Here is a 16,401-nt window from a genome sequence, read left to right as displayed (position 1 = left end):
TTTACGACCTTATATCTGAATGGGATTTTTGCTGAGATTATTTTCGAAGAATACTCTTTTCGTCTTCTTTATATTCCTGCAAATTATTGCTCTGGTTTTGATATTCTCAAGAAATGCCATGCAGAGATCCTGGATTGCGGGCCAAACGGCTGCATTTAATTCCTGGGTTTCCGGATATATTGATGAAGGAGTTTCTTATCTGAAGCTAAAACAGATCAATGAAGATCTTGTGGTTCAGAATAAAGCCCTTATGACTGAGCTCTATGGAAAAGACGGAGAAAAAAATCCTGTTTTCAAAAGAGTTCATGATACCATTGGTGGCGGTCAGATCTATACCTTTGTTGATGGAGAGATTGTTTTTAACAGTATCAACAGAAGAAATAACTATTTTACAATCAACCGTGGCCGTAGAGACGGAGTCTTTCCTCAAATGGGAGTAATGGCGCCAAGAGGTATTGCGGGAATTGTAATCAATTCTACAGACAGTTATGCATTAGTTCAATCCGTGTTAAGTGTTAACAAGATCAGAATTAATGCAGCACTTAAAAACTCGGGGTATTTTGGTACTTTAACATGGAATGGAGATAATTCAAGGGTCATGCACCTGGCGGATATCCCAAAATACGTAGCCCTGAAAGTAGGTGATACCGTTGTTACAGACGGAAAATCTGCTATTTTCCCTAAAGGAGTAACAATCGGGACTATTGCAGGATATTCTGTAGACAATAAAACCGGCTTCTGGGATATTTCCGTAGAGCTGAGTGAAAAAATGGGAGCGTTGAATAAAGTGTATGTAGTGAAGAATCTTAAGAAAGCAGAAGTGCAGAAGATTCAGGATACTCTACAGGCTGTAATAAAAAAGGAAAATGATTAGCAGGACTTTATTTACCGATATATTGATCATAATCTTTCTTGTGGCATTACAAATTTTTGTATTGAACAGGATTACACTTTTGGGGAAATATACTCCGGTATTATATCCTGTGTTTGTCATGTTCTACCCGTTTTTCAGAAATAAATTTCAATTCCTGGCACTGAGTTTTTTAATAGGGCTGTCTATTGACGGCTTCCTCTATTCCTGGGGAATCAATGCATTTGCAACAACACTGATTGCTTATTTCAGAACGTTGATTTTCAGGACTTCCACAGATACGTCTACGGACTTTTTCTCTTTCCAGTCCCTTCAATGGGCGCAGTTTTTGCTGTTTTTATTTTCAAGTATTTTCCTGCATCAGCTTCTAGTACAGTATATCGAGTTCTTTAAGTTTAGCAGGTTTTTTGAAATATTATTTAATGTGTTGGTGACAAGTGTAATTTCATTTATCTTTATAGTCATCTACGCATTAATATTTAAAATCAAACAAAAAGTTTGAACACACGTTATTTAAAAATTTTTTCCATCCTCGTTATCATCGCCCTGATCTTTGTGGCGAGGCTTTCATATTTGCAGTTGTTTACAGATCGTTATGCATTAAATGCAGCGAATACTTCCATTAAAACAGAATATGTCATTCCGCAGCGTGGGGTTATTTTTGATAGAAATGGTAAAATCATGGTGGGTAACCAGCCTGCTTATGAAATTTCGTTTACTCAGGCTTTGATGAAACCTGATTTTGATACTCTGGCTTTCTGTAGTTTGATGAAAATTACAAAACAGGATTTTATCAATAAAGTCAATGCTATCAAAAAGGAAAAATACTATTCTAAGCTGACGCCGATGACTTTCATTAAAGACCTCAGCAGAGAAGATATTGCAAGAGTTCAGGAAATTATTTTTAAATATCCTGCATTTAATATTGTATCAAGACCTCAACGTCAGTACGAAGTTTCCACATCAGGAAACCTTCTTGGTTATACCAGTGAGGTAAACGAAAGAGATATTAAAAAAGATTCTCTCTACTATTTACCGGGAGATTTCATTGGGAAAACAGGGGTTGAAAAATCCTACGAAAAAGAACTTCGTGGAGTGAAAGGAGTGAAATATATCCAGAAAGATATCAGGCTTCGAAATATTGGTTCCTATAAGAACGGTGCATTAGATAAAGATGTGATTACGGGTAAAGATATTACATTAACCATTGATTACGATCTTCAGAGAACAGCAGAAGAAATGCTGGTGAACAAACATGGTGCAATTGTAGCCTTAGACCCTAATAATGGAGAAGTATTGGTAGCTGCAACCGGACCGGATATTGACCCCAACCTTTTTACCGGACCTAATAAATCAAAAAACTTATATGCCCTTTCAAAAGATACGCTTTATGAAAATAAACCTACTTTTGACCGCTCTTTACAGGCAGGATATCCTCCGGGATCAACTTTCAAATTACTGACCGCTTTAGCGGCAATGCAGATGGGAGTGATGGATGAGAAAACAATCTTCCCTTGTGGAGGAGGATTTTTCTATAAAGGAAAAAGAATTAAAGGCCATGGTGGAGCAGATCCGCTTATTCCTTCCATTCAGGTTTCCAGTAACTGTTTTTTCACCTACGCATTTATTGCCATTATCAAAAAATATCCGGGAAATCCTTCAAAAGGTGTTGATGAGTGGAAAAAAATCATGAGCAGCTTCGGAGTCGGAGAATTTTTAAATAATGACTTTGCTGTCGGGGCAAAAGGAAGAATACCTTCAGGAGATTTTTACGAAAAAAGATTTAAAGCGATCATGAAGGCAAGCGGTTCCCAGAGAACTGATTTTAAAAACTGGGATGAAATGTCTACCGGTGCTATTTATAATGGAATGGGGCAGGGAGATGTTTTGGTAACTCCTATTCAGCTGGCCAATTATGTAGCGGCTATTGCTAACAGAGGATGGTATTATACTCCTCATATCGTAAAAGCAATTGATGGGAAACCCAATCCAGATCCAAGATTTAAGGTTAAACATAAGACATTAGTTGATCCGAAGCATTTCGAACCGGTATTGAAAGGAATGGAAGCCGTAGTGCTGAGAGGAACTGCAAGAGGATTGAAGTCCAATGACTTTACACAATTGGCAAAAACAGGAACAGCACAGGTGCCGCAAGGAAAGGATAATTCCATCTTTGTATTAATTGCTCCTGCTGATAAACCCAAAATTGTTGTGGTAGCAGTAATGGAGCATGCCGGATTTGGAGCTACCTGGGCAGGACCAGCCTGTACAGTGATTGCTGAAAAGTATATTACAGGTGATCTGAAAAGAGAACATCTTTACAAAAAAATGATCACATCGAGTTTCATGCCTGAATACAAAAGGCAGTGGATTGCAGATTTGAAACGTAAAGGCTTATATATTGATCCTAAACCTGACTCAATCAGACAGAAAAGATTAAAGGATAGTCTGGAGCAGGTGAAACAGCAAAAAGCAAAACTGCAAAAGAAGATACAAGAGGAAACCAAAAAGAATAACACTGCTAAAAAAACTGTGAAGCAATGAAATGGACAGAAGGAATAGATAAACTGGGCCTTGGGCTGTACTTCCTGCTTTGCATTTTTGCCATTGCAAATATTTACAGTGTGGACCAGAAACTGGGAGAAAAGCAATTGGTTTTTTTCTGTATCTCATTATTCGTGGGGCTTATCATCTTTGTCAGCCGAAGTAAATTCTTTGAGAATATGGCAGGGATTATTTATATTGGCGGCGTGTTGCTGCTCATAGGACTTTTCCCGTTTGGTAAAGAGATTCTGGGGCAGAAGAACTGGTATAAATTCGGAAGTTTTACCATGCAGCCCGTAGAATTTGCAAAGATAGGAACAGCTTTAATGCTGGCTAATTATGTTTCAGGACCAGATTTCAATCTTAAAAACAAGAAGTCTTTGTGGACTACTTTAGCCATAATTGGTATTCCGGCAGCTGTAGTTCTTGCTATCCCGGATGTAGGTTCCATGCTTGTATTTATTGCATTTTTCATTGCTTTGTACAGAGAAGGACTGAGTGGCCTTTTATTCGGTATAGGATTTATTTTTGCGGGAGTTTTTCTGATCTCTCTGGCTATTCCTCCTATTTATGTTGCGATTGCCGTGTTATTGATTGCAGGAGTTCTGATTGCAATGAATTATCATAGAATGTCTTGGGATGTTATTTCAATTTCAGGAATTGCAGGTTCCATTCTTTTATTGTGCGGACTGGCTTTCGGATCTCCTTATATTTTAGAAAAGCTCCCTAAGCACCAGAGAGAAAGAATTGAAGTTCTTTACAAAGGGGAAAAGGCATTCAGAGATACTTCTGGATACAACCTGTTATATTCCAAAACAGCGATCGGGTCCGGTGGGCTGTGGGGAAAAGGATATCGTGAAGGATCAGTTACTCAGGGTAAATTTGTTCCGGAGCAGCAGACAGACTATATTTTTTGCGCGGTGGGGGAAGAATGGGGATTTGTTGGAAGTGCTCTTCTGGTGCTTGCTTATATGGTGTACATAGGAAGAATCTATTATCTTTCTGAACAGCAGAAATCTACTTTTAACCGTGTTTTTGGGTATTGTTTTGCTTCTATTCTGTTGATGCACTTTTCGATCAACCTGGGGATGGTTATGGGGCTTTTTCCTACTGTAGGGATTCCGCTTCCTTATTTCAGTTATGGAGGAAGTTCTTTACTGGCCTTCTCTATGATGACTTTTATTTTCTTTAAACTTAATTATTCGGATAAGAACAGTTTGGTGTAATGTTTTGGAGTTAAAAGGACTCTCAAAAAACTAGTATTTACCCATTTGATAAGCCTGCAGATTGCAGGGTATATTGTCGTATCATAAAACATAAAACATGAAAGAAGCTTACGTCCTGGATCAGGATTTTGAAAATACCGACCTTTCTCAAATAGAAAAGGGCGGGTACGAAAACTGTACGTTCAGAAACTGTAATTTTGAATACGGAAATCTATCCGGTTTCAGCTTTACAGACTGTGAATTTTCAAGGTGTAATCTCAGTATGGCGAAATTGGTAAAAACGTCTTTTCATGAGGTTGTTTTCAAAGAATGTAAGATGTTTGGCCTTCAGTTCGATGATTGTAATGCCTTCGGATTATCTTTTATGTTTGATGGAAGTGCTCTCAATAATTCGCTTTTTTATCAGACATCTGTTAAGAAAACCGTTTTCAGAAATTCCAAATTGATTGAGGTAGATTTTAGTGAATGTGATTTGTCCAATGCAGTCTTCAGTAACTGCGATCTCTCAGGCGCTGTTTTTGATGGTACAAACCTGGAAAAAGCAGATTTCCGGACATCGGTTAATTATTCAATAGATCCTGCCTTAAACAGGCTTAAAAAAGCTAAATTTTCTCTTTCTGAAATCTATGGACTGTTGTATAAGTTAGATATTGAAATTGATAAGGACAGCTGACGTCTTCGGTTAAGAAATGATTACTTATAAAACTTCAGTATTAAGTTAATAAAAGCGGTTTTAATCCGATTTTCTCTTTAGTCTATATTCACTCACGGCTTTGTTAGGAAATTAGAAGAAATAACACATATAAAAAAGCCATCAGAATTCTGATGGCTTCATTATTTAAATCAATTATTTATAAAATTAAAAATTTGCTGGTGTAGCCGGAGTAGAGGCAGCTAGGTTATTATAAGTTTCTCCTTCTTCGTTGATCACTCTCTTGGCGAATCTGAATTTAGGTCCCCAATAAGAATCATTCAGTGAAGAAATCATTACTCCTTTTGATGTTGCTGCGTGGATAAATTTAATCTCACCTTCTTCAGAAACACTTTCTACAATACCTACGTGAGAAATTCTTCTTCCATGGGAAAAGAAGATCAAATCTCCCTTCTGTAGTTCTCCTTTTTCTACTCTTTCACCTTCCTGAGCCTGAGAAGCCGCTACTCTGGGTAAGCTAAGGCCTGCTGCTGCCCCGAATACAGAAAGAACAAAAGCTGAACAATCGATACCGTTTCTGGTTGTCCCTCCGTATCTGTAAGGAGTCCCAAGGTATGTTTCAGCTTCTTCAAGGATACCGTCAATGGTTTTATTATGTTTGATTGCTTTTGCAATCTCAGAATTCTTAACTGCTTTTTTAGCACTAGCGATAGATGCCGCCTTTTCTGCAAGGAATGAGTCGATAAGTTTTTGCTTATCCTGCTCCATTTTTTTGTAATCTATAGAAGCTAGTTTGGCATCTGTTTTGTATTCTTTTGTGTAAGTTGCTGGTTTTGAAACCACATAATTTGTAGCACACGATTGCAATGAAACTGTAGAGACTAAAGCAACTAAATAAAACAAAACTCTTTTCTTCATATATATTTGATTATCCGTGTTAAAAAGGAATATTTATTTTCAAAAGCAATACAAAAGTAGAGATTCCAAGCAAAAGACCCCTGATATGATAATTGTCAGAATCTTATTTTAACACATTTTAACATATAGTTTGCATATGTTAAAGAAAAATAAACCGCAACAGCCTGTTTTTGGTAAGTGTGCGGTTTTTTTTATTAAGATTCTTTAACAAACTTCTTCGATTTTCTTCTATATATCGGGTTTTGTGATTCAATGTCTTGATTTTCTATGTTGTTAACAAAACAAAAAAATTCCCCGGAAAACCGAGGAATTTAAACTAATATGGAACTTTACAGGACGTTATTTTGTAAATAACATTTCTCTGTATTTTGTCATTGGCCAAAGCTCATCGTCAACCATCATTTCCAATGCATCAGAAGCCTCTCTGATAGGATCGAATAATGGTTTTACTTTGTTACAGTAGTTTTCTGCCTGTTTTTGGCTGTCTGATATGCTTTTTGCAGCTTCTCTGGCTTTGATAAGATCTTCAACCCCAAGCTTGATTTTAGAAACATTTTCAGAAATGCTTGTAATTAAACTCATCTGCTCTTTTGCCAGCGTTTTGAATTCTTTATCGCCAAAGATATCTTTAAGACCTTTTACGTTTTCAATTAATCTGTTCTGATAATTTAATGCAGAAGGGATGATGTGGTTTCTGGCGATATCACTTAACACTCTAGCTTCAATATCAATTACAGTAGAGTATTTCTCTAATTTAATCTCGTTTCTTGCTTCTACTTCTCTGTGGTTGAAAATTCCCATCTCTTCATAAAGATCTAAGAATTTCTTATCCATTTCCTGTTTTAAAGCTTCAGGAGTTGTCTTAAGGTTGTTCAATCCTCTTTTCTTAGCTTCTTTTGCCCAGTCATCAGAATATCCGTCACCTTCAAACATAATGTTTTTACACTGCTTGATGTATTCTCTCAATACATTAAAGATCGCTTCGTCTTTCTTAAGACCCGTTTCAATTAAAGCATCAACTTCTTTCTTAAAGTCATTAAGCTGTTTAGCAGCAATAGTATTCATTACGGTCATAGACTCTGCGCAGTTTGCAGAAGAACCTACCGCTCTGATCTCAAATTTATTTCCTGTAAATGCAAACGGAGAGGTTCTGTTTCTGTCTGTGTTATCTAAAAGGATTTCAGGAATCTTTCCAACTACATTTAATTTTAATTCTGTTTTCTCTTCCGGTGATAATTTTCCGCTGGTTACTTTTTCAAGTTCTTCCAATACACTGAACAGCTGGCTTCCGATGAATACGGAAATAATTGCTGGTGGCGCTTCGTTGGCACCAAGTCTGTGGTCATTGCTTGCAGAAGCGATACTTGCTCTTAAAAGATCTGCATATTCGTGAACCGCTTTAATGGTGTTAACAAAGAATGTCAGGAACTGTAAGTTTTTCTTTGGATTCTTTCCCGGGCTTAACAGGTTTTCACCAGTATCTGTAGCTAAAGACCAGTTGTTGTGTTTTCCGCTTCCGTTTACTCCAGCGAATGGTTTCTCGTGGAACAGAATGTGAAAGTGGTGCTTGTGTGCTACTCTTGCCATGATGTCCATCAACAGAGAGTTGTGGTCTACCGCAACGTTTACTTCTTCAAACATTGGTGCAAGCTCGAACTGGTTCGGAGCAACCTCATTATGTCTTGTTGTTGCAGGAATCCCTAATTTCATACATTCGATTTCCAGCTCTTTCATGAAGTTCATTACTCTTGTAGGAATAGAACCGAAATAGTGGTCGTCCAGCTGCTGTCCTTTTGCCGGAGAATGTCCTAATAAAGTCTTACCTGTTAATACAAGATCCGGACGTGATTGGTATAATGCTGAATCAACAAGGAAATATTCCTGCTCCCAACCCAAAGTAGGCGTTACCTTAGTTACGTTTTTGTCAAAATACTGCATTACATTAGTTGCCGCTTCATCCACAGCGTTCAAAGCTCTTAAAAGAGGTGCTTTATAATCTAACGTTTCTCCTGTATAAGAGATGAAGATAGAAGGAATACATAATGTAGTTCCCATAATGAATGCAGGAGAGGTAGGATCCCAGGCTGTATAACCTCTTGCTTCAAAAGTATTTCTGATACCTCCGTTAGGGAAAGACGATGCATCAGGCTCCTGTTGGATAAGCATATTTCCGCTGAATCTTTCAATAGCTCTTCCTCCTTCAATGGGTGTAAAGAAAGAATCGTGCTTTTCTGCAGTAGTACCTGTTAAAGGCTGAAACCAGTGCGTGTAGTGGGTTACCCCTTTGCTCATTGCCCAGTCTTTCATCGCTACAGCTACCTGATCTGCAATGTGTCTCTGGATCTTAGTTCCTTTTTTAATCGCATCCATGATAGAACCGAATGCTTCTTTCGTTAAATATTCTCTCATTGTTTCTTCTGAGAAAACATTTTTACAGAATAGCTCTGATAATTTCGCAGGGATCTCAACAGAGTTGTCTTTTCTGAAATCCTTAAATGGAAGGGTTTCTAATGCTTTGAATCTTAAGGTTGACATAATTGGGTTGATTTTTTACAGGGCAAATTTACAAAAAAAATGAATCGAAAACATTTTAACCCTAAAAATTTTAGGGGTGAGTTGAAAATTTATATAATTTAAACGATTGTTTGGTGTTTTTTGAATGGGGTGTTTTGTAATTTATGTCTTAAAATATGAGAATCTAAGCTCGTTTTGTACAGTATGAATGTAAATATATTATATGGTCTACAATTTACAATAATTTTGCGGGATTAAGCTACTTATTAAAAGACAGTTAAAATAAAGTGGGCAAAGATTTTGTATATTTGTGTGAAATTTATTTTATGACAAATTCTAGAGCAAGAGAAACAACAGAGGCTATTGAAAGACTATACATTTCTATGAGACACCTGTTTTATAGAGGATTTTTCAAGCCGGGCGGAGTTTCAGGAGAAAGTATCAGAAGTTTGTTAAAGACCATCAATCCGGAAATTTATGGAACCATGAATATTCCAAGTAAATTGGAACTGGACGGTTTGATGTATGTGCTGGACAGACTTCCGGAAGGAATTGAAGAATGCGCTTTTATTCATCTTACATCTGATGAAGGGTTTGATAAAGGAAGTTTCGAACCTATTGTTCCCAAGAAAAGAAGAAGAAACTGTTATAGAATAGACGAACACCAGATGAATATTGAGGTTCTTTTGGGCCGTTCCGAAATTTATGACATTCTTACCCACCTTACCTTCCTTTTTATAGAAGCTGACAAAATCCGTAATCTGGCATTCATCCAGGACGAAAACTGGAAACCTACACGTGCCTTCAAAATTATTGAAGAAGTGGTGAAGGGTGAAAAGAAATATAGCAGAAAAGAAAAAGAAGTGGCACTTATACATCTTTCTTCCTTAATAGGAAGATCTTTTGATGAAACGTTAAGAGCTTATAATACTTTTGGTGACGATCATAACCCTGACCGTCTGTTTAAAATAATTTACAACTTGGCAAAAGTAAGTCTTGATGATGCCAAAGGAAGCAGAGAAAGAGAAATTCATTTCAGTTCTATATTAAAAGAAAGAGTAGGACATCATTATTTTGGAGAAAAGTGGGCGAACAAAGTGAAAGAGGTTTTATTTGAAAACAATCTTCACATGCGTCCGTTGCATATTATTTCTGCCAATATGCACTCGGTGAAAAATATGCTGTATGCCAATAACGCCCTTAAAAAGAAGCAGCATCATGAGGTGGATTATAAATTGTACGAAGAGATTTCGAACAAAAAAGAACTTCGTGATAAGGTTTTGAAATATGCTTTGGATGAAGGAATGATCCATATTGCTGACAAGAGCGGAAGCAATATCGATGTTCAGATCATAGACCTCAGCAAAACAGACCTGAAGAATACCCCATTTGCAGACTGCAAGTTCGGAGGAGATGATGTGGTAATGGTTTTTGATTACGCATTCGGAGAGCAGGCTTTTGAAGTAATGGATGAATTGCTTCGTCCTTTTGAACATAAAGGAGAAGTCTATATGATGCATGTAAAATCTGTTTCCATTATGGGTAAAGCCGGAATTCTTACCGGAGAGAAAGGAGATATTATGATTCCTACTTCCCATATTTTTGAAGGAACTGCAGATAACTATCCTTTTGAAAATGCTTTAAAACTGGAAGATTTCAAAGATGATGAATTAAAAGCTTTTGAAGGTCCTATGATTACCGTTCTGGGTACTTCTCTTCAGAATAAAGATATTCTTTTGTATTTTATGAATACTTCATGGAAAGCAATAGGTCTTGAAATGGAAGGAGCGCATTACCAGAAAGCCATTCAGGTAGCCTCTAAAATCAGACATCATATTTCGCCGGACCTATTTGTGATGTATGCTTATTACGCTTCAGATAATCCGCTGGAAACAGGAAGTACATTATCTTCAGGAGGCTTGGGTCTTACGGGAGTAAAGCCAACCTATCTGATCACTTTAAGAATTCTTGAAAAGATTTTAAGAAGTGGAAAGAAAGAAGCTTCATCTAAAAAATAATGGTAATTTAATAGTATAATATCAACCTCAGATACTTTTGTATTTGAGGTTTTTTTGTAATTAATTAAACACGAATATCACAAATTTATTTGCACAAATTGCACTATTTTATTGTGTTTAAAATAGTGGTTTTCATTGGTGAAATTTGTGTTTAAATAAAAACCTATCTTTAGGAAACATAAATAAATATCCATGAGCTCAATTTCACAACTTGCCAAAAGATTCAGAGAGGTTCTGCTGGATGGTTTCTGGATCGCCAATACGAATTTTAAAGATCAGCTTTCAGATGTTACCTGGGAACAGGCGGTTGCAAAAATAGATTCTTTAAATACCATTGCCATGCTTACCTTTCATATTGATTATTATATTGCAGGCATTATTAATGTTTTTGAAGGCGGCGAGCTTGAGATCAAAGATCAGTTCAGTTTTGATTTTCCTCCTGTTGAATCCCGGAAACAATGGGATGGCTTGTTGAATAAACTCTGGGCAGATTCTGAAAAGTTTGTATTATTATTAGAACAAATGCCTGATTCCAGACTTGATGAGGTTTTTGTTGATGAAAAATATGAAACCTACCGAAGAAATATCGATGGAATGATTGAGCATAGCTATTATCATCTGGGACAGATTACTTTAATCAAAAAATTATTAAAAAACGCCTGAAAATAAATATAGGACCTTTGAAAAGCCATGAACCAGTAATCCTTGACAAGGATTATTTCAAGAAAACTCAGAAAGAAATTTAACAATTCAGATCAAAATCCATCTATAACCATAATAAACGGAATAAAACCTTTGAATAACTCCTATTTGAGGTTATTATTTAAATTACCTACCTTTAGAAAAAATAAAATTTTAAATGAGAAAATCGGCTGCAATCATTTTTGCGTTTATCATTTCACAATTTCAGGCTCAGCAAGGAGCTTACTATCAGCAGGCTGCGAAGTACAAGATGGATATTGATGTCAATGCTGAAAAATTTACCTATCAGGGAAAACAAACTTTAGAATACACCAACAATTCACCCGATGAGCTGAATGTGGTTTATTTTCATCTATACTGGAATGCTTTCAAACCTAATTCTATGATGGATCAGAGAGTGGCTTCCCAAGGGAAAAATGGTGACGGAAGACTACAGAAAGACGGTGTTTCAAGACTTGCTTCCATTCCTAAAGACCAGGAAGGTGCTCAGAATATTCACTGGATTAAACAAAATGGGAAAGATCTGAAATTTGAAGTTCAGGAAACCATTATGAAAGTATATCTGGCAGAACCCGTCAAGCCAAATTCTACCACTACGTTTACAATGGATTGGGATGCTGTGATTCCTATGCAGATCAGAAGAAGCGGAAGAAACAACAGAGAAGGAGTAGATATGACCATGACGCAGTGGTATCCGAAAATTGCTGAGTACGATTATGACGGCTGGGCCACTTTTGATTATCTGGGAAGAGAATTCCATGCACCATTCTCCGATTTTGATGTTACCATTAAAATCAACAAAGATTATGTAGTAGGAGCAGGAGGAATCCTGGAGAACCCTGCAGAAGTAAAAGGTTATGATGTTAATGCAAAAATAAAAACAGAAAAAGATAAAAAGGCAATCTGGAGATGGACGGCAAAAAATATTCTTGATTTTGCATGGAGTGCAGACAGAGATTATTCGGTAGAAAGCTTCAATGTTCCGGAAGGTCCGAAAGTATATCTGGTGTATCAGAAAAATGATAAAACGAAAGCATGGGGTGAATCACAGCTTTATATCACCAAGTATTTCCAGATTATGAACGCTCACTTTGGAAAATATGTATATCCTACCTACGCATTTATCCAGGGAGGTGATGGTGGAATGGAGTATGGGATGTGTACCATGATTTTAGGGGAAGCTAAAAATGTTAAAGATTTAATGGGACTAATGGCTCACGAAGGTGCTCACTCATGGTATCAGCAGATGCTTGCCACTAATGAATCTGTGCGTCCATGGATGGATGAAGGTTTTACAAGCTATGCGGAAGGGTATACCATGTATCAGTTATTCCCTGAAGATCTGCCAAATCCTTTTGCTAAAACACTGGATGCTTACAGAGATTTTATTAAAAAAGGAATTGAAGAACCGGCAGTCTGGTTAGGTGATCACCATGATAACGGAACAGCTTACACCTATGCATCTTATGTAAAAGGGGAGTTGTATCTGGTGCAGCTTGGGTACATTATGGGAGAGCAGAATCTTGCAGAAACCTTAAAACAATATTATGACCAATGGAGCATGAAACATTCTTCAGACAGGGATTTCCTTCACATTGCCCAAAAGGTTTCCGGAATGGATCTGAAATGGTTCCATAACTATTGGATTAATACAACAAAGACAATTGATTACGGAATAAAAGATGTAAAGTATGATGCAAAATCTACAACCATTACCTTAATCAACAATGGTCAGGTTCCAATGCCTATTGATTTTGGAGTGATGACTGCGGATAAGAAGATCGTTACGTATCAGATTCCAATGAATATGACTCATACATGGAAAGAAAAGGATGTTTATGGTGATCTTAAAACAATGCCTTACTGGCCTTGGACACAAAAGGAATATACCCTCACCATTCCTTATACAAAATCTCAATTATCTGTTCTGGGTATTGATTTCAGCCAGAGAATTGCAGATGTGAATATGGAAAATAATTTTGTTGAGGTGAAATAATCAATACAAAAGAATAATATAAACGGCGCGGAAATTTTATTTCCGCGCCGTTATCTTTTTAATCTATAGAGATGTTTTTTGATAGTGTTTTACTTTAATATATTCGATAATGATTAAAAAATCTATCATTTTGTTACAAGCAGAACCGCGGGACACTTTCGGAGACTTCTTTGGGCTTCCCGCAGCTTGCAGGAGCGTTTAGGACATCTACTGAAGTCTACCGCAGCCCTGTTTTAAACCTCTATACATCTGCTGAAGGCCAAAACAACTATTGTTTGTAACTTCCGGAAGAGTTGTACAGTTTATAAACAGGAGTGTTTTGAATTTAGGAGAGTTTTTATAAATGATATTATTGAGCTTATCTTAATTTATGGGAGATTGGCAGGTTTTTTTTATAAAAATCATTAAATTTAGTGCCTCAAAAATAAGCGGGATTTCAATTTATGTAATGAATTTCTTCTGAAAAATATGTCAATGAATTCAATTGTAATAAACGTAGGAAACAGCAATATCAGATTCGGTCTTTTCAATGGCGATAATTGTGATATTTCGTGGGTTATCAATACAAAACCTTACAGAACAGCAGATGAGCTTTATGTACAGATGCTGATGCTGTATCAGACCTATAAAATTGATCCTAAAGAAATTGATAAGGTAATTATCGGATCCGTAGTACCTCAGCTTACCAAAGTGATGAGCTCCGGGATCAAAAAAATTCATGGAACGAATCCTGTGATTGTTGATAGGTCAACTCCTTCGGGAGTGCAGGCAAAATCCAGGCAGATGGGAACAGATATTTATGCAAACCTGGTGGCTGCACACAATTTGTACCCGAACAGAAAAAAGATTGTCATAGATTTTGGGACCGCTCTTACCGCAAGCTGTGTAGCTGAAACAGGGGAAACTTTAGGAGTCATTATTGCTCCGGGAATTGTTACGTCTCTGAATTCACTGATCAACCAGACCGCACAACTTCCGGATATCGAACTGAAAAAACCAAAATCTGTCCTGGGATTGGATACAGTAACCTGTATGCAAAGCGGAATGGTATATGGCTTTCTTGGGATGGTAGAAGGTTTTATAACCCGCATCAATGAGGAAGTGAATGACGATTGTTTTGTAGTGGCAACAGGAGGTGTTTCCCACGTCTATAAGCCTCTGACGGATAAGATTCATGTGATGGACAGACTTCACACCCTGAAAGGTCTTTATTTCCTCGGGAAAGATTTATAAATTTAAATGATTAAGGTTGAGGTTGAATCCATCTGATACTTTAGTTCCTCAATCTTACTATTAACATAATGGAAAAATTTCCTGTCATACAAACCGAAAGGCTGACTCTTTCCCGGCTGGAAGAAAGAGATATTCCTTTTATAGTTGAATATCTTCAGCACAGAATTTTTTCTGATCTTACCTCTAATATTCCTTATCCATACGTGGAAAATGATGCGAGATCCTGGGTGAAAATGTCAAAAGAAGCTTTTGATGACAATACCGGATACACATTTGCTATTCGGAATAAAGAAGGTCAAATCATAGGAGCTATTGGGCTGCATGACAGAGATGATGATAAAGCTGAACTTGGCTACTGGATAGGAATTCCTTACTGGGATAAAGGATATGTAACTGAGGCTGCAAAAGCGATAATAGATTTTGGCCTTAATGAATTAAAGTTGAATAAAATTTTTGCCACTCATTTCATTCACAATCCCGCGTCCGGAAGAATTATGGAGAAGATAGGAATGGAGCAGGAGGCTGTTCTCATAAAAGAAGTGAAAAAGGACGGAGAATATTTTGATCTGGTGAGATATTGTATCTTAAAAAACTGAATATAAGGTCTTTATGGTTATAAAATTGAAAGCTAGAGAATATCAATATCCTCTGGCTTTTGTTTTTAATTATCTTTTACTTTTAAAGAATTCTTTAACAATAGAAGAGCATTCCGCTTCCATGATTCCCGTAATAACTTCTGTTTTCGGGTGGAGAGAAAGATGTTTATTGATAAAACCTCTTTGTTCATCCCGTGCTCCAATCACTACTTTCGAGATTTGAGACCAGGAAAGTGCGCCTGAACACATGACGCAAGGTTCCATCGTAACATACAGCGTACAGTCTTTTAAATATTTTCCTCCCAGGAAGTTGGCTGCGGAGGTGATGGCCTGCATTTCTGCGTGGGCTGTAACATCATTCAGTGTTTCGGTGAGATTATGAGCTCTTGCAATAATTCTGTTGTTTGAAACCACAACGCATCCGATAGGAACCTCATCTTTTTCTAAAGCGGCTTCTGCTTCTTGGAGAGCCATTTTCATGTAATATTCGTCAGTAAACATTAATCCGTCATTGTTAAAGTTAAAGGAAGTTTAAAACGGTAAATAGTCGGATCGCCTTTCAGCATTGCCGGAGAAAATTTTTCGGTCAGAGAATACAGGGCTATTTCTGCCTGCCTGTTGAAGGTGAAATTATTTCCCTGTGCATGAACATTGCTGACAGTTCCATCTTTTTCTACAATAAAGGCAACATCGGTTTTTATTATTTTTTCTTCAGAATATACCCCTTTAACATACAGCAGATTGGCGACTTCCTGCCTCAAAGAATTGATGCCTCCGGGATAATCTGCGATCTTTTCGGCATCTGCAAACTTTTCAGATGAGGTGAATGCGGTATTTTTGATGGTTTGAAGGTCTTCCAGATTTCTGACTTTTAATAAAGCTCCGATCAGAGCATTATTTTCAATGCTGTCCATTTTTTTCATAAAAAAGAGGAAATCCCCTTTTATAGCTGCTTTTTTGACTGTATTGGATTCTGCATCAAATTTCTTTTTGAACTCTTTATTCAGCATATTTCTGTGCTGGTTATAATAACTCTTTATGAGTCTGAACTCTTCTTTCTGCTGTGCGAGAAAAAAGGAAGAGATAAAGCAGCTGATGCCAATGAATAAAGTTTTCAATAAAGGTATATTT

General features: G+C 37.0%; 14 protein-coding genes. 10 read left to right on the top strand and 4 right to left on the bottom strand.

Translation table 11 applies throughout. From position 1 onward, the window contains the following. The first annotated feature begins 19 nt into the window (after nucleotides 1-19). From mreC to ACODR7_RS13815, 5 genes are all read left to right on the top strand, one after another. On the top strand, nucleotides 20-874 hold the full coding sequence (gene mreC / locus ACODR7_RS13835) for a rod shape-determining protein MreC (protein ID WP_076596451.1): 855 nt from the start codon (nucleotides 20-22) through the stop codon (nucleotides 872-874). After that, entirely contained in the window at nucleotides 867-1,373 is a 507-nt protein-coding gene (locus ACODR7_RS13830; protein ID WP_488839879.1) for a rod shape-determining protein MreD, read from the top strand. The genes mreC and ACODR7_RS13830 overlap by 8 nt, the downstream gene beginning before the upstream one ends. Continuing rightward, on the top strand, nucleotides 1,370-3,415 hold the full coding sequence (locus ACODR7_RS13825) for a penicillin-binding transpeptidase domain-containing protein (RefSeq protein ID WP_488839877.1): 2,046 nt from the start codon (nucleotides 1,370-1,372) through the stop codon (nucleotides 3,413-3,415). Before ACODR7_RS13830 ends, ACODR7_RS13825 begins: the two co-directional genes overlap by 4 nt. Further along, nucleotides 3,412-4,641, top strand: coding sequence for a rod shape-determining protein RodA (gene rodA / locus ACODR7_RS13820; RefSeq protein ID WP_488839875.1), 1,230 nt, complete (start codon nucleotides 3,412-3,414; stop codon nucleotides 4,639-4,641). Before ACODR7_RS13825 ends, rodA begins: the two co-directional genes overlap by 4 nt. 97 nt (nucleotides 4,642-4,738) lie before the next feature. Continuing rightward, nucleotides 4,739-5,314: a pentapeptide repeat-containing protein gene (locus tag ACODR7_RS13815; RefSeq protein ID WP_488839873.1), complete on the top strand. Its 576-nt coding sequence runs from the start codon at nucleotides 4,739-4,741 to the stop codon at nucleotides 5,312-5,314. Nucleotides 5,315-5,500: 186 nt separating this feature from the next. Here the strand turns inward: ACODR7_RS13815 and ACODR7_RS13810 are convergent, their stop codons facing one another. Together ACODR7_RS13810 and ACODR7_RS13805 are read right to left on the bottom strand one after the other, a co-directional pair. Beyond that, nucleotides 5,501-6,211: a C40 family peptidase gene (locus ACODR7_RS13810; RefSeq protein ID WP_076596446.1), complete on the bottom strand. Its 711-nt coding sequence runs from the start codon at nucleotides 6,209-6,211 to the stop codon at nucleotides 5,501-5,503. Between the two features lie 339 nt (nucleotides 6,212-6,550). Continuing rightward, the gene (locus tag ACODR7_RS13805; RefSeq protein WP_076596445.1) at nucleotides 6,551-8,746 is read right to left on the bottom strand and encodes a glutamine synthetase III family protein; all 2,196 of its coding nucleotides are present in this window, start codon (nucleotides 8,744-8,746) and stop codon (nucleotides 6,551-6,553) included. Between the two features lie 305 nt (nucleotides 8,747-9,051). Here ACODR7_RS13805 and ACODR7_RS13800 point away from each other — a divergent pair, with 305 nt between their 5' ends. The 5 genes from ACODR7_RS13800 (at nucleotide 9,052) to ACODR7_RS13780 (ending at nucleotide 15,270) form a co-directional block, all read left to right on the top strand. After that, entirely contained in the window at nucleotides 9,052-10,743 is a 1,692-nt protein-coding gene (locus tag ACODR7_RS13800; RefSeq protein WP_488839870.1) for a DUF6909 family protein, read from the top strand. A gap of 192 nt (nucleotides 10,744-10,935) precedes the next feature. Continuing rightward, nucleotides 10,936-11,406: a DUF1572 domain-containing protein gene (locus ACODR7_RS13795; protein ID WP_488839868.1), complete on the top strand. Its 471-nt coding sequence runs from the start codon at nucleotides 10,936-10,938 to the stop codon at nucleotides 11,404-11,406. Between the two features lie 196 nt (nucleotides 11,407-11,602). Beyond that, a complete protein-coding gene (locus tag ACODR7_RS13790) occupies nucleotides 11,603-13,441 on the top strand; it encodes a M1 family metallopeptidase (protein WP_488839867.1) in 1,839 nt (612 codons plus the stop codon). A 474-nt stretch (nucleotides 13,442-13,915) separates the two neighbouring features. Beyond that, nucleotides 13,916-14,674: a type III pantothenate kinase gene (locus tag ACODR7_RS13785; RefSeq protein WP_488839865.1), complete on the top strand. Its 759-nt coding sequence runs from the start codon at nucleotides 13,916-13,918 to the stop codon at nucleotides 14,672-14,674. Nucleotides 14,675-14,742: 68 nt separating this feature from the next. Beyond that, nucleotides 14,743-15,270 carry a GNAT family N-acetyltransferase gene (locus tag ACODR7_RS13780; RefSeq protein ID WP_488839863.1) on the top strand — a complete coding sequence of 176 codons (528 nt, stop codon included), beginning with the start codon at nucleotides 14,743-14,745 and terminating at the stop codon, nucleotides 15,268-15,270. Nucleotides 15,271-15,339: 69 nt separating this feature from the next. Here the strand turns inward: ACODR7_RS13780 and ACODR7_RS13775 are convergent, their stop codons facing one another. Both ACODR7_RS13775 and ACODR7_RS13770 read right to left on the bottom strand, forming a co-directional pair. Next, entirely contained in the window at nucleotides 15,340-15,771 is a 432-nt protein-coding gene (locus ACODR7_RS13775; RefSeq protein WP_120232447.1) for a nucleoside deaminase, read from the bottom strand. After that, nucleotides 15,771-16,388, bottom strand: coding sequence for a hypothetical protein (locus tag ACODR7_RS13770; RefSeq protein WP_488839861.1), 618 nt, complete (start codon nucleotides 16,386-16,388; stop codon nucleotides 15,771-15,773). Before ACODR7_RS13770 ends, ACODR7_RS13775 begins: the two co-directional genes overlap by 1 nt. Nucleotides 16,389-16,401: the final 13 nt, after the last annotated feature.

The sequence above is a fragment of the Chryseobacterium sp. FG46 genome, from assembly GCF_057809135.1.
Note: the sequence above shows the minus strand (reverse complement) of the source record. Positions and strands in the feature narration are given on the sequence as shown.